The sequence below is a fragment of the Thioalbus denitrificans genome (genome assembly GCF_003337735.1).
In the GTDB taxonomy this organism is placed as follows: Bacteria; Pseudomonadota; Gammaproteobacteria; order DSM-26407; family DSM-26407; genus Thioalbus; species Thioalbus denitrificans.
Genome location: NZ_QPJY01000001.1, coordinates 1 through 20,053 on the forward strand (window position 1 = coordinate 1; position 20,053 = coordinate 20,053).

The 20,053-nt window shown below is 71.8% G+C and carries 13 protein-coding genes; 4 read left to right on the forward strand and 9 right to left on the reverse strand.

From position 1 onward, the window contains the following. Window positions 1-215: 215 nt before the first annotated feature. Genes DFQ59_RS00005 through DFQ59_RS00020 form a run of 4 tightly spaced genes read right to left on the reverse strand, consistent with a single transcriptional unit; the run spans window position 216 to window position 7,485 of the window. Window positions 216-1,007, reverse strand: a complete 792-nt coding sequence (locus DFQ59_RS00005) for an ABC transporter permease (RefSeq protein WP_114277625.1) — start codon at window positions 1,005-1,007, stop codon at window positions 216-218. After that, window positions 1,004-1,609: an ABC transporter ATP-binding protein gene (locus DFQ59_RS00010; protein ID WP_114277626.1), complete on the reverse strand. Its 606-nt coding sequence runs from the start codon at window positions 1,607-1,609 to the stop codon at window positions 1,004-1,006. Before DFQ59_RS00010 ends, DFQ59_RS00005 begins: the two co-directional genes overlap by 4 nt. Window positions 1,610-1,639: 30 nt before the next feature. After that, window positions 1,640-5,062, reverse strand: coding sequence for a PhnD/SsuA/transferrin family substrate-binding protein (locus DFQ59_RS00015; RefSeq protein ID WP_114277627.1), 3,423 nt, complete (start codon window positions 5,060-5,062; stop codon window positions 1,640-1,642). Continuing rightward, complete coding sequence (locus DFQ59_RS00020) at window positions 5,059-7,485, reverse strand: HD domain-containing phosphohydrolase (protein ID WP_170141972.1); 2,427 nt, start codon at window positions 7,483-7,485, stop codon at window positions 5,059-5,061. The genes DFQ59_RS00015 and DFQ59_RS00020 overlap by 4 nt, the downstream gene beginning before the upstream one ends. A gap of 154 nt (window positions 7,486-7,639) precedes the next feature. Between DFQ59_RS00020 and DFQ59_RS00025 the strand changes: the two genes are divergently transcribed. Beyond that, on the forward strand, window positions 7,640-7,876 hold the full coding sequence (locus tag DFQ59_RS00025; RefSeq protein ID WP_114277629.1) for a CDGSH iron-sulfur domain-containing protein: 237 nt from the start codon (window positions 7,640-7,642) through the stop codon (window positions 7,874-7,876). A 137-nt stretch (window positions 7,877-8,013) separates the two neighbouring features. Here DFQ59_RS00025 and DFQ59_RS00030 read toward each other — a convergent pair whose 3' ends face one another. Next, window positions 8,014-8,901, reverse strand: a complete 888-nt coding sequence (locus tag DFQ59_RS00030) for a radical SAM protein (RefSeq protein WP_114277630.1) — start codon at window positions 8,899-8,901, stop codon at window positions 8,014-8,016. Between the two features lie 498 nt (window positions 8,902-9,399). Between DFQ59_RS00030 and glgC the strand changes: the two genes are divergently transcribed. Further along, window positions 9,400-10,623 (forward strand): glucose-1-phosphate adenylyltransferase, encoded by a 1,224-nt coding sequence (gene glgC / locus DFQ59_RS00040; RefSeq protein ID WP_211314724.1) that lies wholly within the window; start codon window positions 9,400-9,402, stop codon window positions 10,621-10,623. A gap of 37 nt (window positions 10,624-10,660) precedes the next feature. Here glgC and DFQ59_RS00045 read toward each other — a convergent pair whose 3' ends face one another. Then, the gene (locus tag DFQ59_RS00045; protein ID WP_114277632.1) at window positions 10,661-12,124 is read right to left on the reverse strand and encodes a CPBP family intramembrane glutamic endopeptidase; all 1,464 of its coding nucleotides are present in this window, start codon (window positions 12,122-12,124) and stop codon (window positions 10,661-10,663) included. 154 nt (window positions 12,125-12,278) lie between these two features. On the opposite strand from DFQ59_RS00045, the gene DFQ59_RS00050 reads away from it, so the two are divergent. After that, window positions 12,279-13,001 (forward strand): protein-L-isoaspartate(D-aspartate) O-methyltransferase, encoded by a 723-nt coding sequence (locus DFQ59_RS00050; protein ID WP_211314725.1) that lies wholly within the window; start codon window positions 12,279-12,281, stop codon window positions 12,999-13,001. Window positions 13,002-13,011: 10 nt separating this feature from the next. Then, a complete protein-coding gene (locus DFQ59_RS00055; protein WP_114277634.1) occupies window positions 13,012-15,444 on the forward strand; it encodes a spermidine synthase family protein in 2,433 nt (810 codons plus the stop codon). Window positions 15,445-15,487: 43 nt separating this feature from the next. Here DFQ59_RS00055 and DFQ59_RS00060 read toward each other — a convergent pair whose 3' ends face one another. The 3 genes from DFQ59_RS00060 to DFQ59_RS00070 all read right to left on the reverse strand — a co-directional run. Further along, window positions 15,488-18,115, reverse strand: coding sequence for an EAL domain-containing protein (locus tag DFQ59_RS00060; RefSeq protein WP_114277635.1), 2,628 nt, complete (start codon window positions 18,113-18,115; stop codon window positions 15,488-15,490). Window positions 18,116-18,440: 325 nt separating this feature from the next. Further along, window positions 18,441-19,697 carry an ammonium transporter gene (locus tag DFQ59_RS00065; protein ID WP_114277636.1) on the reverse strand — a complete coding sequence of 419 codons (1,257 nt, stop codon included), beginning with the start codon at window positions 19,695-19,697 and terminating at the stop codon, window positions 18,441-18,443. A 42-nt stretch (window positions 19,698-19,739) separates the two neighbouring features. Continuing rightward, window positions 19,740-20,053 (reverse strand): P-II family nitrogen regulator (locus DFQ59_RS00070; RefSeq protein ID WP_147275168.1); only part of this gene is annotated, 314 nt, incomplete at its 5' end.

The window sequence follows — 20,053 nt, forward strand, 5'->3', positions numbered from 1 at the left end:
CCGTGTTCCGTGTTCCGTGTTCCGTGTTCCGTGTTCCGTGTTCCGTGTTCCGTGTTCCGTGTTCCGTGTTCCGTGTTCCGTGTTCCGTGTTCCGTCAAGAGCGTCCCCGATAAGCCGGAGGCAGCGCAACCGCATTCACGCATTCACGCATTCACGCATTCACGCATTCACGCATTCACGCATTCACGCATTCACGCATTCACGCACTCACGCACTCACCCGCCCGTCAGCCGGTCCAGGCGCAGGCGCTCGCGGCCGTCGAACAGCCGCCGGCTGCCGAGCCAGACCGCCGCCACGGTCCCGAAACCGGTGCCGCCGGCGATGAGGAACATGATCAGGATCTGGTACTTGACCGCCTCCAGCGGCGGGCTGCCGGCGAGGATCTGGCCGGTCATCATGCCCGGCAGGCTGACGATGCCGGCCGCGGCCATGGCGTTGATGATGGGAATCATCCCGTTGCGCATCGCCTCCAGGCGCAGCGCCGAGACTGCGGTGGCTGCGTCCGCCCCCAGCAGCAGCCGCGCCTCGATGGCACCGCGCTGCTGCCAAGCCCCCTGGTTGATGCGATCCAGCGCCAGGGCCACGCCGTTCATGGTGTTGCCGAGCAGCATGCCCAGCAGGGGGATGGCGTACTGGGGCGCATACCAGGGCTCCGGCTGCACCACCACCAGCAGCGCCAGCACGGTGACGCTGAAGGCGGAGACGAACATGGAGACGAAGCCGACCCCGTAGCCCCAGGCACCCGCCAGGCGCCGCTTCTGGCGCGCCATCACCTCGCGCCCCGCCGCCGCCAGCATGATCGCCCCCATCAGCGCCACCCAGCCCGGGTGGACATGCTGGAACAGGACCTTGAGCACCAGGCCGATGAGGGAGAGCTGCACCGCCGTGCGCAGGGCCGACCAGGCCAGCGGGCGCTCGATGCCGAGCCCCAGGTGGCGGGAGAGCAGCCCCAGGGCGAGCACCAGCACGGCCGCCAGCGCCAGGTCGAGGTAGGTGAGATGGATCATGTCGCGGCCGCCTCCGCCACCACCCGCCCCGCCTCCAGCCGCAGCCGGCGCCCGGCCACCCGCCCGGCCTGGGCCGGATCGTGGCTCACCCACAGCACCGCGGCGTCGCGGCCGCGGCGATACTCGGCCACCAGCGCCTCCACCCGCTCCACGCTGGCGGCGTCCAGGCTGGCGGTGGGCTCGTCGAGCAGGAGCACCGCCGGGTCGTTGGCCAGCAGCCGCAGCAGGGCCAGGCGCTGCCGCTCGCCGGTGGAGAGGCGGGTAACGCTCCAGAGCCGGGTCTCGGGCCCGAACCCGAGCAGCGCGGCCGCCTCGCCGTCCCAGCGGGCGAAGTGGTCCCCCACCCGATCGGTCCACCAGTGGCTCTCCGCCGGCAGCAGCCCCACCCGCCGCCGCCACTCGGCGGGGACGAAGCCATCCGTGGGCCGGCCGTCCAGGCGGGCGTCGCCCGTGTGGGGGTCGAGATCCGCCAGCGCGCGCAGCAGCAGGCTCTTGCCGCTGCCGGAGGGGCCGCTGAGGCAGACGCACTCGCCGGCGCGGATGGCGAGATCCACCGGCCCCACGTGGCGGGTGGTCAGGCTTTCGATGCGGAAACGTTCCAAACCGGCAGGACTCCCGGGACGGTCAGATTCTCAGGGCGGCGGGGACCCGGACCAGGTCTCCGGGTCGAAACGGCCCTCGCGAAACAGCGCCAGGCACGCGTCCACCGCCTCGGGGGCATAGAGCGTGCCGCGGTACTGTTCCAGTTCCTCCAGCGCCGCGTCAAGACCGCGGGCCGGGCGGTAGGGACGATGGGAGCAGAGCGCCTCCACCACGTCCGCCACCGCCATGATGCGCGCCTCCGGGAGAATCTCCGCGCCGGCCAGCCCCCGGGGATAGCCGGAACCGTCATGGCGCTCCTGGTGCTGCCGGATCATTTCCGCCACGGGCCAGGGGAAGTCGATGCCGCGCACGATCTCGTAGCCCACTTCTGGATGGGTCCGGACCATGCGCATCTCGGTGGGCGACAGGCTGCTGGGACGGTTGAGAATCTCCGCCGGCACGTAGATTTTGCCGATGTCGTGAATCAGTGCGCCCAGGCGCAGCCCCTCCACCCGCTCGGCTTCCATCCCCAGGGCATGACCGATGGCCACCGCCAGGGCGGCCACCCGCTGCTGATGCCCGGCGGTATAGGGATCCCGCTTCTCCACGGTCAGCGCCACCGCCTCGATGGTGCGCACCAGCGCCTCGCGCAGGCGGGCCTCGGAGGCCTGCAGCGCCGCGGTCGCCGCCCGCACCTCGCTGATGTCCTGCACCGTGCCGATGAGGCGGCCATCCGCACCCGGCTGACCATGGGCCTGGACATGGCGCTGATCGCCGTCGGGCAGGCGGATGCGATGCTCAATCCGGTAGGCCCGGCCGCTGTTGTGCGCCGCCACCAGCTCGCGCCGGATGCGGGCCCGATCCGCGGCCGGGACCGACCGGAGCAGCACATCCATTTCCACCACCCGGCCCTCAGCGGGCAGTCCGAACAGCCGCAGCGTCTCCGCCGAGACCACCAACCGGTCACTCTCCGGGTCCCACTCCCAACTGCCCAGGCGGGCAATCCGCTGCGCCTCCGCCAGGCTGGCCTCGCTGCGCCGGAGCGCCGCTTCGGCTTCCCGGCGCTCGCTGATGTCGCGGGCCAGCGAGAGGATCAGGGCCTGCCCCCCCAGCTCAAAACGGTGGGCGCTGATCTCCACCGGGATCCGGCTGCCGTCGCGGGCCACGTGCCGGGACTCGAACAGGGCCGATCCGGTCCGTTCCAGCGTCTTCATCACCTCCGCAACGCTGCCGGCCTGGTCCGGGTCGTCGATATCCGCCGGCCCCATCCCGAGCAGCTCCTCCCGACTGTAGCCCAGCACCGCCAGTGCCCGGTCATTGACCTCCAGGAACCGTCCCGGGCTCCCGTCGGCCTCCACGCCGTGGAGGAAAATGGCGTCATTGGCGCTGTTGAACAGGCGCCGGAAACGCTCCTCGCTTTCGCTCAGGCGCAGTTCGGCATCGCGGCGGCGCAGCGTTCCGGCGATGACGTCCCCGGCCGTCACCAGCAGGGCCCGGTCCTCTTCCGCCCAGCCCTCGATCCGGGCCGGGTTCACCAGCCCGAGCGCGCCCAGCTGGTTTCCGCCCCTGCTCAACGGGACGCACAACAGGCTGCGCACACCGTGCCGGTCCAGCAACTGCCGCTCCACCTGGGCGGGGGGCGGGAGCTCCTCCGGCACCCTTATCCGCACCGGCTGCCGGGCGCGCAGCCGCCCGGCCAGCCAGGGCAGCATCGCCAGCGGCAGGCCGGCAAGGGTCTCCGGCGAACGGTCCCGGCCCGCCGCCCACCAGCCGTGGGCCTCGCTGATGCGATCATCGGCGTCGATCATGGCCACGAACACCCCCTCGGCGGCCGCAAAGCCGCCGAGCCGGCCCAGGGCCGCGGTCACTTCCGCCTCCACCCCGCGGCTGCCGACGGCGATGAAGCGGGTGGCCAGCTCGGCGATGAGCGATTCGAATTCCAGCCGCTGCTGGAGCGCCGCCCGGGCGTCGCGCTCACTGGTGACATCCACCATCACGTGGACCCGCAACAGATGGCCGGCCGGGTCGGGCTGGGCAAACGCCCGCGAGATGAACACCTCGCCACTCTCCAGCTCCACCTCCTCCTCCTCCAGCCCGCTGCCGGTCATGGCCCGGGAACAGGACGCCAGCGGTCCCTCCCCGCGCGGAAACACCTCCCAGTAGGGCAGGCCCCGGAGCCGTTCGGCGGGCAGGCCGGATCGCTCCTCGTAGGCCCGGTTGAAGCGCAGCAGCCGGCCGTCCCGGTCATGGATGAAAATCGGATCGCCGATGGTGTTGAAGGCGGCATTCCACTCGTGACGCGCCACCTCCACCCGCCGGTGGGTCTCCTCCAGGGAGGCGAGCGCCTGCGCCAGCTCCGTCGTGCGCTCGTGCACCCGCTGCTCCAGGGTGTCGCGCGCCTCGCGCAGGGCCGCCTCCGATCCGCGCAGCCGGCGGTAGAGGCGGACAATCCAGGCATTGGCGGCGCCGAGGACGACCAGCATCAGGAGCACCAGCAGCAACCAGTGACCGTACTGGCGCAATACATCACCGAAGCGCACCCGGCCCAGGTCCCGGTAGGGCCCCAGCTTCAGCTCCCGCAGCAGCTCGTGCACCGGCTGGTAGTTCTGCGGCACGGCCCAGCCGCCGATGTGGGCGGCCTGCGCCGCCGGCTCCTCCGGGTCGAGCTGCAGCAGCGCCACCGCCACTGCATGGGTCAGGGATTCGGGCGTCTCGCGCAGACTCGCGAAGGGCCACTCGGGATAGAGCCGGGTGCTGACCCGGTAGGGAAAGCCGGGGAATTCCCGCGCGGCGATTACCTTGAACGACTCGCTGCGGATGCGGCCCTCGGCGGCCATGCGCTCGAGGGTGTCGGTGCGCACGGTCCCGGCGTCCACCGTGCCGTCCGCCACCGCCTGCACCACCGCATCGTGGGTGCCGAGGAAAAGCAGCTGGGCGAAATCGGCGGCCGGATCGACGCCCGCGGCAACCAGTTCCCGCAGCGCCGCCTGCCAGCCGCCGAGGGAAGTCTCGTCCACCGCCGCGAAACGCCGGCCGCGCAGATCGGCGAGCTGGTTCAGGTCCGCGCGATCCGCGCGGGTGAAGAGCACCCCGCCGAAGCAGGGGCAGCCCCGCGTCTCCCCCGGGCCGACGAGGGTGGCGATACGCCCCGCGCCGTAGGCGGCTTCCAGCTCCACGTAGATGGCCGGGTTGGCCAGCACGAATTCCACCTCCGCCGCCGCCACCGCCGCCTTGATGTCATGGAAACCGAGGGGAACGATCGTGAAGCGGTAGCCGGGAATGCGCGTACCGAGATAACCGGCCAGCGGTCCCCAGCGGGCCAGTGTGGTGTGATCGCCGCGCTTGGCCAGCACCCCGATGCGCACCGTCTCCGGGACCTGCTGCGCCGGCAGCCAGGCCGGCAGCCACAGCGCGCCCAGCAGCAGGAGCAGGAGCCACGGCCGCCGGCCCCCCGTCGCGCCGGCCCGGCTCATGCCAGGTCCAGGGGCAGGCCGCCGGCGGGGCGGTCCGGCCGTGCCCCCTTCCCGTCCGGCCCCGCCCCGGTCTCGTCCCCCGTGTCGAACCGGAAGCCCCGGTCCCGGAACAGCGCCAGGCACACATCCACGGCGCGGGCATCGAACCAGCGCCCCCGCATCTCCTCCAGGTGGGCCAGGGCCACATCGATGCCCTGTCCGGGACGGTAGGGGCGGTCGGAGGACATGGCCTCCACCACGTCTGCCACGGCGAGGATGCGCGCCTCGGGCAAGATCGCCTCGCCCACCAGGCCGAGCGGGTAGCCGCTGCCGTCCAGCCGCTCGTGGTGCTCGCGCACCATCCGCGCCACCGGCCACGGCAGATCGGCATCGCGCAGGATTTCGTAGCCCAGCTCGGAGTGCTCGCGGATGAGCTCGAACTCCAGCTCGGTGAGCCGGCCGGGGCGGCTGAGCAGTTCCGCCGGCAGGGCGACCTTGCCGATGTCGTGGACCAGCCCGCCCAGGCGGATGCCGTCCACCTGCTTTTCCGGCAGGCCCATTTGCCGGGCCATCGCCACCGCCAGCTGGGCCACCCGCTGCTGATGGCCGGCCGTGTAGGGATCGCGCTTCTCCACCGTGGCCGCCACCAGCCGGATGGTCTCCTCAAGGGCCGTGTACAGGCGCCGGGCGCCCTGCTCATGCTCGGTGATGTCGAGCCCCTGGGCGATTGTGGCCCGCTCGGCGCCGCCGGGCTCACCGATGTTGGCGGAGTTCCACAGCACGGAATGCTCCGCGCCGGCACGGCTCACCAGGGTCAGGCCCTCGCCGCGCAGATCCTCGCCCGCCATGGCCCGGCGGATGCGCTCCAGCTGGGCGGCGCGCAGGGAGGCGGGGAAGAACCGCTCCAGGGGCTGCCCCAGGCACTCGTCGTCGGTATAGCCGGTGAGGTCCCGGAAGCCCTTGTTCACCCGGGTGAGGCGGCGCCCGGCGTCCCACACCAGGATGGGAGCGCTGGCATGGCGGAACAGGGCCTCGAGGTAGTCGCGGGTCTTGTGCAGCTCCTGCTCCACCCGGGCCTCGTTGGTGACATCCAGGGCCATGCCGTGGATATGCAGCAGGTAGCCCCGGTCATCGAAGTGGCCGCGCAGGGAGTGCATGACCGTCCTCGCCGTTCCGTCGGCCGCCAGCAGCCGCAGCTGCCGGGGCGGGGCGCTGCCCGCGGCCTGCACCCGCCGGACCTGCTCCTCCAGGACGGCCCGATCCTCGGGCACCACCAGGTCGTTGAGGTTCATCCCGCCCACGAACGCGCCGTGGCTCCGGCCCAGCAGCCCGGACAGGGTGGCATTGGCCTCCTGGATGCGGCCGTCGGGCAGGAGGGTGTGATAGCCGCAGGGCGCCTGGTCGTAGAGGGCGCGGTACTTGTTCCGGGAAGCCTCCAGCGCCGCCTGGGAGAAGTTGCGGGTGACGGCGGTGGCGAACACCACCCCTAGCATGCCGACGATCTCCTGGTCCGCGATGGTGTAGTCGCGCTCCTTGTTGGCCAGGGCGATCATCCCCACCACCCGGCCCCCGTAGCGACAGGGCACCCCCAGGAAGCGGCGGATGGGCAGATGGCCGGGCGGGGTGCCCACACTCGCCGGGTGGGAGAAGGGGTCGTTGGCGATGAGCGGCACCCCGCTTGCCAGCACGTGGCCGCCGAGCCCCCCGGGCTTCTCGAACACCAGTGTCTTTCCCTCCACGCCGCACTGGGCGAAGATGTCCCGGGTCATGGTCGGGGCGGTCAGGAAGCCGGTCTCGGGATCGAGGTAGCCGACGAAGCCGAACTCGCTGTCGGTGAAGTAGAGGCTGTTTTCCAGCACCCGGTCGCAGAGCGCGTCGATGCCGGGCGTGTCTGCGATCGACTCCAGCGCCGCCGCGAGTCCCGCGGGAGGCTCGTCCACCCCGGGAGCCTCCGCAGCCGGCCGGGAGCCGAACCGGCCCAGGGCCGCGCCGAGGTGTGCGGCCATCCCCTGCAGCAGCGTGAGGGCCGGCCCGTCAAACCCCTCGCCGGCGGGGGGTACGGCCAGCAGGATGCCGCCACCACCCGCCAGCGGCGCATAGGCGGCCGCCATGACCCCGAGATGCGCCTCCAGGTCGCTGCGCCGGCAGTCCGTACGGCTGCTGTAGTCGGGCACGTGGACCAGGCGGCCCGAGCGCAGGGCGCGTGCCGCGGCCAGCTCCCCGGGCAGGTGGGGGGCGAGCACCTTGTCGCTGGCCCCCTCCATGCCGAAGGAGAGGCGGACCACCAGCGCCCCGTCCGCATCCACCAGGCAGACCGCGCCCAACGCCGCAGGCAGGCGCTCAACCGCCTCCAGCGTGGCGACCATGCCTTCCATGGGCCGGCTGCAGACCGCGAGGGTCTGTTCCAGGTCCTCGAGCAGGTTGCCCCGAGGCCCGTTTGACAACGCCTCTATGCCCAACTGTTTACCCTCAGTTGCCACAGGGTTAAGCATAGGCCAGTGACGCGCGCCTGCCCGGAAGAAGTTCGCACTCCCGACGCCGGAACGTAGAATGGCCGGAACCGCCCCCCAGAGGCGCTCAACCGACAGGAGAACTGCAATGACCGAACCCGTGGTGACCCAGAAGCATCCCTACGCCCTGGAACTGGAGGCCGGCACCTACTGGTGGTGCGCCTGCGGACGCTCCGGGAGCCAGCCCTTCTGCGACGGCTCCCACAAGGGCACGGGGCTCGCGCCGGTGGAGCTCAGGCTCGAGGAGAAGACCAGGGTCTGGCTGTGCGGCTGCCGCCACAGCGGCAGGAAGCCCCACTGCGACGGGACCCACAAGAGCCTGTGAGGGGTGTTCCGTGTTCTGTGTTCCGTGTTCCGTGTTCCGTGAGTGCGTGAGTGCGTGAGTGCGTGAGTGCGTGAGTGCGTGAGTGCGATGGTGCCCTGCACCCTTATCCCTGCACCCTTATCCCTTCACCCTGTTCCTCAGTAGCCCCGCAGCCAGCGCGGGCGCAGCCCCACGGCGCCCGCGCCGGCCGCCTCGATCCGGGCCAGCAGCCGCTCCCGGTCCGCCGGCAGGGTGCCGGCCAGCGGCAGGGCGTTGGAGGCGTGGTTGGAGCGGAAGATGACCGGCTGCGGCGGCGCCAGCCCGGCCACCAGCCGCGCCTGCTCGGCGAGTATGCCGGCGTCGTCCTGCCACTCGAAGTCCGGCCCGAACCGTTCCAGGAACTCCGCCTCCACCTCCGGGGCGAGACCCAGCTGCAGGGTGGAGAGGTAGGTCAGCGGCACCCCGTTGACCAGCTCCAGGGTGGCGTCGATGTGGTGCTCCCAGTGGCGCCGTCCGCCCAGGCCCAGGATAACCGTGGCCGAGACCTTCATCCCCGCCGCCGCGGCCTTCTCCAGCCCCGCGGCCATCCCCCGCGGGGTCGCCCCCTTCACGATGCGCCGGAGCAGGTCGGGCGAGCCCGTCTCGATGCCGTAGTAGAGCAGCGTCAGGCCGGCCGCACGCAGGGCTTCGAGCTCCCCGGCGCTCTTTCGCAGCAGGTTCGCCGGCAGGGCGTAGCTGGAGACCCGCGCCAGCCGCGGGAAGCGCTCCCGGAGGTGGGCGATGAGGGCCAGCAGGTGGCCGGTGGGCAGGGCCAGGGCGTCGCCGTCGGCCAGGAACACCCGCCGCGCCTCCGGAAACGCGGCGGCGAGCCGGTCGATATCGGCACCCACCTCCGCCAACGGCCGCTCCACGTAGGACTTGCCCTTGTACATGGAGCAGAAGGTGCAGCGGTTGAAGCTGCAGCCCAGGGTCGCCTGCACGATGACGTTGTCGCCCTCGGAAGGGGGGCGATAGAGGGGCATGTCGTAGAAGTCGAGGAAATTCATCGGTCGAGTTTAGTGCACTGCTTCACTCCTGGAGGCACCTTCAGCGAGGCGCCGGCCGGTCAGATGCAAGGCGCGCTTGCGCAGGAAGGGCAGGCCCACTTTCAAGCAGGCGCAACGCCGCAGATGGCCGGCCGGCGCCTCGCCCGCAGGGAGCCCCCCGAAAGCGCCATGACCGCGTTGCAGCGCTGGACAAGGGAAGCGACCATTGCCTGCGCGCCGCGCCTTGTCCTGACGCTCTCGGGGAGGCTCTGAAAGTACCTCCAGGAGTGAAGCAGTACACTAGCACTGCTTGCGGCAGCGCACCAACGCACCAACGCACCAACGCACCAGGACGGTGCGCGAAGGATCCCGCCACGCACAAAAACGGAGCCTTCCCCACGGCCTCCGCACGCTGACGGTGCACATGGAGACCATGGAACGTCATTTGCAGAGCAGGCTCACCTGGACTGACGGCCGCAGGAAGCGCCGCCCAATTCCCTGCTGGAGATCGGCAACACCATGCATATCGACGACACCCTCAGCTTCGTTCTGGCCGGCGGCATCGGTTCGCGCCTGGCCCCGCTGACCGGCGACCGGGCCAAGCCGGCCGTGCCCTTCGGCGGCAAGTACCGCATCATCGACTTCACCCTCGCCAACTGCCTGCACTCGGGATTGCGCCGGGTGCTGGTGCTGACCCAGTACAAGTCCCACTCGCTGCAGAAGCACCTGCGCGACGGCTGGTCCATCTTCAACCCGGAGCTGGGCGAGTACATCACCCCGGTGCCGCCGCAGATGCGCACCGGGGAGCGCTGGTACGCCGGCACCGCCGACGCCATCTACCAGAACCTCTACCTGGTGGAGCGCAGCGGCGCCCGCCACACGCTCATCCTCTCGGGCGACCACATCTACCGCATGGACTACGCCGCCCTGCTCGATTTCCACCGCGCCCATGGCGGGGTGGCGACGGTGGCCTGCATGGAGGTGGGCACCGACGAGGCCCGCTCCTTCGGGGTCATGACCGTGGACGGCGACCACCGCATCACCGCCTTCACCGAGAAACCGCCGCAGCCGCAGTCCCTGCCGGACCGGCCCGGCCGCGCGCTGGTCTCCATGGGCATCTACGTCTTCGACACCGAGCGGCTGATGGAGGAGCTGACCCTCGACCAGGGGCGGGGCGATTCCAGCCACGACTTCGGCCGCGACATCCTGCCGCGGCTCATCGGCGGGCAGCCGGTCTACGCCTACCCCTTCGGCGGCGAAACCGGCCGGGTCAGCCCCGATCGCTACTGGCGCGACGTGGGAACGCTCGACTCCTACTACCGGGCCAACATGGACCTGCTGGAGCCGGTGCCGCCGCTCAACCTCTACCAGCGGGACTGGAACATCCGCAGCTACAGCCGCCAGTGCCCGCCCTCGCGCACCGTGCCCGGAGAGTCCGGCACCGAGGGCATCAGCATCAACGCCATCGTCGCCTCCGGGGTGGTCATCGCCGGCGGCAGCGTGCAGCACTCCATCCTCTTCCCCGAGGTCACCGTCGGCGACGAGTCCCACGTGGAGGACAGCATCCTGTTCGACAACGTCCGGGTGGGGCGCCGGGTACGGCTGCGCAACTGCATCGTCGACAAGCACGTGACCATCCCCGACGGGGAGAGCATCGGCTACGACCGCGAACGGGACGCCGAACGCTTCACCGTCTCCCCCGGCGGGGTGGTGGTGGTGCCGAAGGGCTACCGGTTCGGGTGAGATCCGGCAACCGGGCAGCCCGCGGGGACGCCGGCCCCTAGCGGTAGAACAGCCACACCACCGCCAGGGCGATGGCGTTGCCGGCGGCATGGACGGCCATGCCGGGCAGGAGGCTGCGGAAGCGTTCGAATGCCCATGCCAGCACCAGCCCGCTCCAGAACACGGTGAGGAAGCCGGTGAGGGAGTGGAGGTGCAGCAGGCTGAAGACCGCGGCGGTGGCCAGGGCGGCGGCTCCGGGCCCGCGGCGCGCGCGCAGGGCGGCGTAGGCCAGGCCGCGGAAGCCCAGCTCCTCGAACAGGGGCGACCAAGCCAGGGCATCCACCGCCGCCAGGGCGAAGGCGGCATCGTCGGCCCAGATCCAGCGCTCGTGCAGACCCTCGGCCCAGTGGGGCCCGATGCCCAGCCAGCCGCAGGTCCAGCTGATGAGGATCGCCCCGCCCCATTCCAGCGCCGCCAGCGCCAGCGCCGCGCGCAGCAGCCCGGCGACGCCCGCGCCCTCCAGCGTCAGGCCGAAGGCGGCCCTGAAGCCGAGGCCCCGCGGGCGCAGCAGGTGGCGGTGCAGCAGCCAGAGCAGGGGCAGGGAGGCCAGCAGGGTGCTCCATTGCGCCAGGGGGTTGGGATGCAGCAGCGAGCCCGGCAGCAGGCTGGCCGTGAGCAGAATCAGCACCCCCAGCGCACCGGCCCGGACCGCCACCGCCAGCCCGGTGGCCGGCTCCCAGGGCGGGTCCAGGGCCGCGGCGCGCCAGCGCGGGAGCGGCCGGCCGCGGCCCGTCCGGGCCAGCACCACCAGGCCGGCGCCCAGCAGGGCCGCCGTGGCCGCGGCGATGGCCAGTGTCCGCAGGCGCCACTGGGCGCCGAAGGCGGCCAGGCGCCGCGCGGCGCGGGCCGCCATCTCCGGCTCCCCCGCCTTCTCCCCCACCCTCAGGCGCAGCCGGTCGGCCGCCCAGCCCAGCGGCAGCTGGCGCAGGGCCTGGGCCACCCCCACCGGGATGCCCTGGCCCGATCCCGGGCCATAGGCGTAGGCCACTCCCGCGCAGACGATATCCGCGTCCGGGCCGTCGCAAAGCGTCTCCAGGGCCGCGCCCAGCGCCCCGGGGTCGCCGCGCTCGGCCACCAGCACCAGCAGCCGGCCCTGGGTGTTCTGCAGCGCCCAGGAGGTGGCCGCCTCCGGGTGGGCGCGAAAGTAACCGAGCAGTTCCCGGTAGGCGCCCTCCACCTCCGCGCGCACCTGTTCCGGTGTGCCGAACAGGAGCCGGTAGAGGCCCCGCTCCCAGCCCCGCGCCGCCTCGAACCCCTCGTAGAAGGTGAGGTGGCGCTCCATCACCCGGCCGGCGGACTCCGCCGGATAGGTGAGCTGGGCCAGCTCGGGAATGCGCACGGACTGCAGCCAGCTGAAGCCGGCGAAGAGCAGCAGCAGCGCCGCCGTGACCAGGGTCACCCAGCCGCGGAAGAGCCGCACGGGCGGCAGGGCGGTGAGCGGGGAGGGTTCGGGCGGGGGCATGGCGCCTCGGGAGTTGCCTGACTGGGCTTCACCATTGATGGCACAGCTTGGGCGTTGGCGCCACTGCTATGCTCAGGGTAGGCGCCGCCACCGGTATGAGGAGGATTTGCCGATGCCCGCGAACCATGCCCCTGGAGCGATGGGGAGGGCCTCCATGCGCCTGGCCCGGGGTTGCCTGCTGCTGGCCGCGCTGGCGGGCGCCGGGGCCGGGGCCGCCGACCCGGCGGCGCAGCGCGCCGCCATGGTGCGGATCGTGGCGGAGGATGTCCGTGCCAGCGCGGACTACCTGGGCACCGATCGGCTCGACCCGCGGGTGCTCGATGCGCTCGGCCGGGTCCCGCGCCACGCCTTCGTGCCGCCCGCAGAGCGCGATCAGGCCTACGAGAACCGGCCGCTGCCCATCGGCTGGGGCCAGACCATCTCCCAGCCCTACATCGTGGCGGTGATGACCCACCTGCTGGCGCTGGAGCCGGGCGACCGGGTGTTCGAGCTGGGCACCGGGTCCGGCTACCAGGCGGCGATCCTGGCCGAGCTGGGCGCGGAGGTCTTCACCATGGAGATTATCGAGCCGCTGGGCGAGCGGGCGGCCGCGACCCTGCAAGAGCAGGACTATGCCGCCGTTTCGGTCCGGGTGGGGGACGGCTACGACGGCTGGCCCGGGCGGGCGCCCTTCGATGCCATCATCGTCACCGCCGCCGGCGACCACGTGCCGCCGCCCCTCGTCCAGCAGCTCCGGCCCGGGGGGCGGCTGGTGATGCCCGTGGGCAGCCGCTTCCTGACCCAGCAGCTCACCCTGGTGGAGAAGGGCGAGGACGGCGGCCTCAGCAGCCGGGCGCTGCTTCCGGTGCAATTCGTGCCCCTCACCGGGGGGCACTGAACCGGGCACCATGCCCCGGCATCCCGCCAGCGCAGCCCGCACCGCAACGCCCTGGGCCGCCGTGGCGCTGCTCTCGGGCGCGGCGCTGGCCTACGAGGTGCTGCTGACCCGGCTGTTCGCCCTCATCCAGTGGCACCACTTCGCCTACATGGTCATCAGCCTGGCGCTGCTCGGCTACGGCATCAGCGGCACCCTGCTGGAGCTCGCGGGGGGCTGGCTGCGGCGCCACTTCGGCGCCGCCTTCGCCGCCGGCGCGGCGGGTTTCGGCCTCACCGCCGTGGGCGGCTTCCTCGCCGCCCAGCGGCTGCCCTTCAACCCCCTGGAGCTGGCCTGGGATCCCCGCCAGGCGCTGCTCCTGCCGGCCATCTACCTGCTGCTCGCCCTGCCGTTCCTGTGCGCCGCCACCGCCGTGGGGCTCGCGCTGTGGCACTGCCGCGGGGCGGTGCACCGTCTCTACGCGGCCGACCTGCTCGGCGCCGGCGCCGGCGCCATGGGCGTGGTGGCGCTGCTGGGCTGGCTGGAACCGGCGCGGGCGCTGGTGGCGGTCGGGGCGCTGGGACTGCTCTCCGCGGCGCTCGTACCCGGGCTCGGCCGTGCCCGCCCGGCGCTGCCCCTGCTGGCGCTGGGGCTCCTGCTCACGCCCGCAGCCTGGATCACCCTTCTGCCCTCCCCCTACAAGGATCTCAGCCAGGCGCTGGCCATCGTCGGCGCGGAGCCGCTCCTGCATGCCCACGGTCCCCTGGGCGTAATCGACGTGGTGGCCAACCGCCGCGTGCCGCTGCGCTCCGCCGCCGGGCTCAGCCTCGCCGCTCCCGACCGGCCCGCGGAGCAGCTGGCCCTGTTCCTGGACGGCGATGCCCTCGGGGCGGTGAACCGGCTGCAGGGAGCGCCCGCGTCCGCCGCCTGGCTCGACTGGGTTCCCACCGCCCTGCCCTACCACCTCCTCGCCGCGGCCGGTACCGGCGCGCCGCGGGTGCTGGTGCTGGGGGCCGGCGGCGGCACCGAGGTGCTGCAGGGCCTGCAACAGGGCGCGGCCACCGTGGATGCGGTGGAGCTCAACCCCCAGCTGGTGGAGCTGATGGAGAACCCGCTCGCCGCCTTCAACGGCGGGCTCTACCAGCGGCCCGGGGTGCGGGTGCACGTGGGCGAGGCCCGGGGCTTCGTGACCCGCAGCCGCGCGCGCTGGGACCTCGTCCAGCTGGCCCTGCTGGACGCCTTCAGCGTCGGCTCCGCCGGCCTGCACGCCCTCAGCGAGAGCTACCTCTACACGGTGGAGGCCTTCGCCGGCTACCTCGACCACCTGGCCCCCGGCGGCTACCTCGCCCTCACCCGCTGGCTGCGCCTGCCGCCCCGCGACAGCCTCAAGCTGCTCGCCACCGCCGCCGCGGCGCTGGAGCGGGCGGGCGTGGCGGACCCCGGGACCCGCCTGGCCCTCATCCGGGGCTGGAACACCGCCACCCTGGTGGTGAAGAACGGACCGCTGGAGCCGGCGGACATCGCCGCGCTGAAGGCATTCTGCCGCAGCCGCGGCTTCGATCCCGCCTGGTACCCGGGCATGGCGGCGGGTGAGGCCAACCGCGCCCACCGCCTGCCCCAACCCTATCTCCACCAGGGCGCCGTGGCGCTGCTGGGACCGCAGCGCGCGGCGTTCATGGACCGCTACCCCTTCCTGCTGCGCCCGGCCAGCGACGACCGGCCCTACTTCTTCCACTTCTTCCGCTGGCGGGCCCTGCCCCACTGGCTGGAGCAGCGGGCCAATGCCGGCGCGGCCCAGCTGGAGTGGGGCTACCTGGTGCTGGTGGCCACCCTGGCCCAGGCCCTGCTGGCGGGGATCGCGCTGGTCATCCTCCCGCTGACCCTGCGCCGGCGCCGCGACCCGCCGCCGCCCGGATTGCGCTGGCGGGTGCTGGTCTACTTCGGCGCGCTGGGGCTCGGCTTCCTGCTGCTCGAGATCGCCTTCATCCAGAAGCTGGTGCTGTTCCTGGCCCATCCCCTCTACGCACTGACCGTGGTGCTGGCCGGCTTCCTGGTCTTCGCCGGCCTGGGCAGCGCCGCCGCGGGGCGGATCGGCGGCGGCCGCCGGGTCATGTCCCGGGCCATGGCGGTGCTGGTGGCAGTGGCGGTGGGGGAGCTGGCGCTGCTGGGCTGGCTCGGCGGCTGGCTGGCGGGGCTGCCGGAAGGGCTGCGCATCCTCGCGGCGCTGGGACTGGTGGCGCCGCTCGGCATCGCCATGGGCGTCCCCTTCCCCCAGGGCCTGGCGCAGCTGCAGTCACTGGCCCCGGGGCTCGTCCCCTGGGCCTGGGCCATCAACGGCTGCGCCTCGGTGGTGAGCGCCGCGCTGGCCACCGTGCTGGCCATGGCCTGGGGGTTCACGGCGGTGGTGATACTGGCGCTGGGGTGCTACCTGGCGGCGCTGGCAGCCTGGCCGCGCCTGGCGCGATGACGGGTCCGCAACGCCGGCGTCCCGCCTGAGCGCAGGGCCCGCGCTACGGTTGGAGCGCTGTTCCGGATGGACCCGGCAGGTGCTGGCCGAGCTCGCTCCAGACCGCGGCCGGCTGGGGCATGGCGAGATAGTGGCCCTGCAGCAGGGGGCAGCCGTGCTGGGTCAGGAACGCCAGCTGGCCGGCATTCTCCACTCCCTCGGCCACCAGCCACAGGCCCAGCTCCCGGGCCAGGTGGATGATGCCGGTGGCGATGGCGGCATGCTCCCCGTTGGCCGGCAGCTCGCGCACCAGCGCCCGATCCAGCTTCAGGCCGTCGATGGGCATGCGGCGCAGCTGCGCCAGCGAGGTCATGCCACTGCCGAAATTGTCCAGCACCACCCGCACACCCAGCCCCCGCAGGTGCTGCAGGGTGGCCGCCGCCGACTCGGAGAGCTGGGCCTCGGTCAACTCCAGGGCGAGGCGCTCCGGCGCCAGGCCGCTCAGGCCCAGGGCGGCTTCCACGTCGGCGGACAGTTCGGCGGGCTCCAGCAGCTGCCGCGGCGCGAGGTTCACCGCGATCCGATCCAGTGACCGGCCGGCCTGCTCCCAGCTCACCGCCTGGCGGCAGGCTTCCCTCAGCACCCAGCGCCCCAGGTCGCGGATGAGGCCGATCTCCTCGGCCACCGCCAGGAATCGGTCCGGTCCCACCAGGCCCTCGAGGGGGTCGTCCCAGCGCAGCAGGGCCTCGAAACCGCTGATCCGCCAGTCGCCGGCGTGGACCTGGGGCTGGTAGAGGAGCCGGAAGCGATCCTGCGCCAGGCCGGCCTGCAGCCGCCGTTCCAGTCCGATCCGCTGGTAGGCGCTCTCGCGCAGCGCGGCACCGAAGAACACATGCCGGCCCCGTCCCTGTGACTTGGCCTGGTACATGGCCATGTCCGCGCAGCGCAGCAGCGTTTCGGCATCGCGGGCATCATCCGGGTAGAGGGCGATGCCCACGCTGGCGCTGATGAACAGTTCCCGGCCTTTCGCCTGCAGCGGCGCCTCCAGGCTCGCGGCAATCTTCTCCGCCACCCGGGCGGCGCGGCCCCGTTCGTCCACCTCGCTCAGCACCACGCAGAACTCGTCGCCCCCGAGGCGGGCCACGGTATCGGTCTTGCGCACGCACTCCCCGATACGCTCTCCCACTCCGGCGAGCAGCGCGTCACCCACCGGGTGGCCGTGCTGATCGTTGACCTGCTTGAAGCGATCCAGGTCGAACAGCAGCAGCGCCGCACGCTGACCGCTCCGATCCGCCACGGCCATGGCCTGGCCCAGCCGGTCCCAGAACAGGTTCCGGTTCGGCAGCCCGGTGAGGGGATCGTGGTGGGCCAGCCGCTGCAGGCGGTGCTCGTTCTCCTTCATCCCGGTGATATCGCTGAACAGCCCCACGTAGTGGGTCAGCTCGCCGGCCTCGTTGCGCACCGCGTTGATGGTCAGCCACTTGGGATAGATCCGTCCATCCTTGCGCCGATCCCAGACCTGTCCCTGCCAGCTGCCGCGAGCGTGCAGCGACTCCCACATGGCGCGGTAGAAGGACTCGTCGTGGCGGCCGGATTTCATCAGGTTGGGCTTGTTCCCGATGGCCTCCTCGGCGCTGTAGCCCGTGATCTGGGTGAAGGCGGGGTTGACGTGGATGATGGTGGCGTCGGGCCGGGTGATGAGCACCGCCTCGCTGGCGGACTCCAGCACCTTGCTGGCCAGCAGCAGTCGCTCCTCGGCCAGGCGCCGCTCGCTCACCTCCTCGCGCAGGGTCAGGTTGGCCGCCTCCAGCGCCGCCGTGCGCTCCCTGACCCGCGCCTCCAGCGCACTGCGGGCGGCCTGCAGGCGCCCGGCCAGGCGATCGAGGGTCGAGTCCAGCTCCGCGAACTCCCCGCCGCCGGACAGCGGCACTCCGGGCTCGAGGTTTTCGCAGGAGATCGCTTCCAGCTGGCATCGCAGCCGGCCCAGGGGCACGGTGATGGAACGGCTTACCACCCAGCCCGCGCTCAGCAGCACCAGGGTAAGCACGGCGATCCCCAGGTCACGCCAGCGGCGCAGCTGTCCGGCCCGGGTATCGGTGGCGGCACCGACCTCGCGGGCCAGCCGGTTTACCCCCTCCAGCAGGATTCGGGTTCCAGCCTCCGCATCGGCACGCCGGGCCCGGTAGGCCTCCACGGCGGCCACCAGCGCCCGGCTCGCCTCGCGCAGGTCCGGAGCGGCATCGATGGCATCCAGCAGGGGGATGGCGGCCTGCTCCCAGGCCGCCACGGCCTGGTGCGCCAGCAGGGTGTCCCGGGTCAGCGTCCACAACGCTTCCCGCCGTCCCTCCGGCACGAGCCCTTCTCTCCCGGCCAGGGCATCGCGGAAGCTTGCGGCGGCGGCATCCAGGCGCGCTCCGGCGTCGGCCAGACGGGCCTGATCACGGAACCACCGTTGATACGCGGAGGACAGTTCGGGACGTCGGTGGGCGGCGGCGGGGGCCACGCTGACGGCATCGAGCGCCGCCCCCACCGCCTTCGGATCGGCGGGCGGCTCATCCGTCGCGAGCGCCCCCTGGAGTGCGGTGATGTCCCGCAACAGCCGCGCCTCGTCCTGGTACAGCCGATCGAGGCGTTCGAGGGCGACCGCCATTCCCACCACGCCGGCAGCGGCCAGCACGACCAGCAGTGACAATCGCGGCGCGATCCTCACGGGACCCTCCCCACCCGCGGGCGGGTGGGACCGGGCACGTGGTGGAGGCGGCCAAGCCGCCCGTGCCAGGCCATGGGTGCATCTCCAGTCAGGCAGGCGCCCCATGGCAGGCCGCGGGGCGCGTTTCTTGTTACTCGCGGGATTCTCGCCGTCCCGTGACAACCTGCCCGCCGCCATCACGGCGATGTCCGACGGGGTTACTAGAGAATAGACCGTGAGAGGCGGTATCCATGCGTGAACCCCGTCACAGAAACGAAGGCGGGCGCCCGCAGGCGCCCGCCATGTTCCTCCCTGAACGGATTGCGAACTACTTGGCGCCGCGGCTGCCGACGAACTCGGGGTAGGCCTCCAGACCGCACTCGCCGATATCCACGCCCTCGTACTCCTCCTCCTCGCTGACGCGGATGCCCATGATGAGCTTGATGACGAACCAGACCACCAGCGAGGTGCCGAACACCCAGGCGAAGATGGTGCCGAGACCGGTCAGCTGGGCCCCGAGGGTGGCGTCGCCGTTGGACAGGGTCACGGCGATGAGGCCCCACATGCCCACCACGCCGTGCACCGAGATGGCGCCCACCGGGTCGTCGATCTTCAGCTTGTCGAGGGTGATGATGGAGAACACCACCAGCACGCCGCCGACCGCGCCGATGGCCGTGGCCAGCAGCGGGGCGGGAGTGAGCGGCTCGGCGGTGATGGCCACCAGGCCCGCCAGGGCGCCGTTGAGCGCCATGGTCAGGTCGGCCTTGCCGAACAGGATGCGGGCGGTGATGAGCGCCGCCACCACGCCGCCGGCCGCGGCCATGTTGGTGTTGACGAACACCATCGCCACCGCGTTGGCCTCGGCCACGTCGGAGACCTTGAGCTCGGAGCCGCCGTTGAAGCCGAACCAGCCCAGCCAGAGGATGAAGGTGCCGAGGGTCGCCAGCGGCAGGTTGGCGCCGGGGATGGCGTGGATCTCGCCGTTGGGGCCGTACTTGCCCTTGCGCGCGCCGAGCAGGAGCACGCCCGCCAGGGCCGCGGCCGCACCCGCCAGGTGCACCACGCCGGAACCGGCGAAGTCGAGGAAGCCGAGCTCGTCGAGGAACCCGCCGCCCCACTTCCAGTAGCCCTGCACCGGGTAGATGAAGCCGGTCATGACCACGGCGAAGAGCAGGAAGGCCCACAGCTTCATGCGCTCGGCCACCGCGCCGGAGACGATGGACATGGCCGTGGCCACGAACACCACCTGGAAGAAGAAGTCCGCCAGGGTGGAGTAGTAGGGCGCGTCATCGCCGCCGGCCAGCACCGCCTCGACGGTGTTGTCGTCGCCGATGAGGAAGCCCAGCCCGGGAATGACCGAGCTGATGCCGTCACCGTACATGATCTGGTAGCCCACCAGCAGGTACATGATGCTGGCGATGGCGAACAGCACGATGTTCTTGGTCAGGATCTCGGCGGTGTTCTTCGACCGCACCAGGCCCGCCTCGAGCATGGCGAAGCCCGCCGCCATCCACATGACCAGGGCGCCTGACATCAAGAAGTAGAAGGTGTCGAGCGCGTAACTGAGTTCTTTGATCGCTTCCACTGTAATTTCCTCCAAACGTCTGGGAGCTTCGTGGGGCGCTGGTTACAGCGCCTCCGTTCCGGTTTCGCCGGTGCGGATGCGCACCACCTGTTCCAGCGCGGCCACGAAGATCTTGCCGTCGCCGATCTTTCCCGTCCGGGCGGCGCCCGAGATGGCCTCGATGACCTGGTCCACCTGCGCGGCCGGGACCGCCACCTCCACCTTCACCTTGGGCAGGAAGTCCACCACGTACTCCGCCCCGCGGTAGAGCTCGGTGTGACCCTTCTGCCGCCCGAAACCCTTCACCTCGGTGACCGTGATGCCCTGCACCCCCACCTCCGAGAGCGCCTCGCGCACGTCATCCAGCTTGAAGGGCT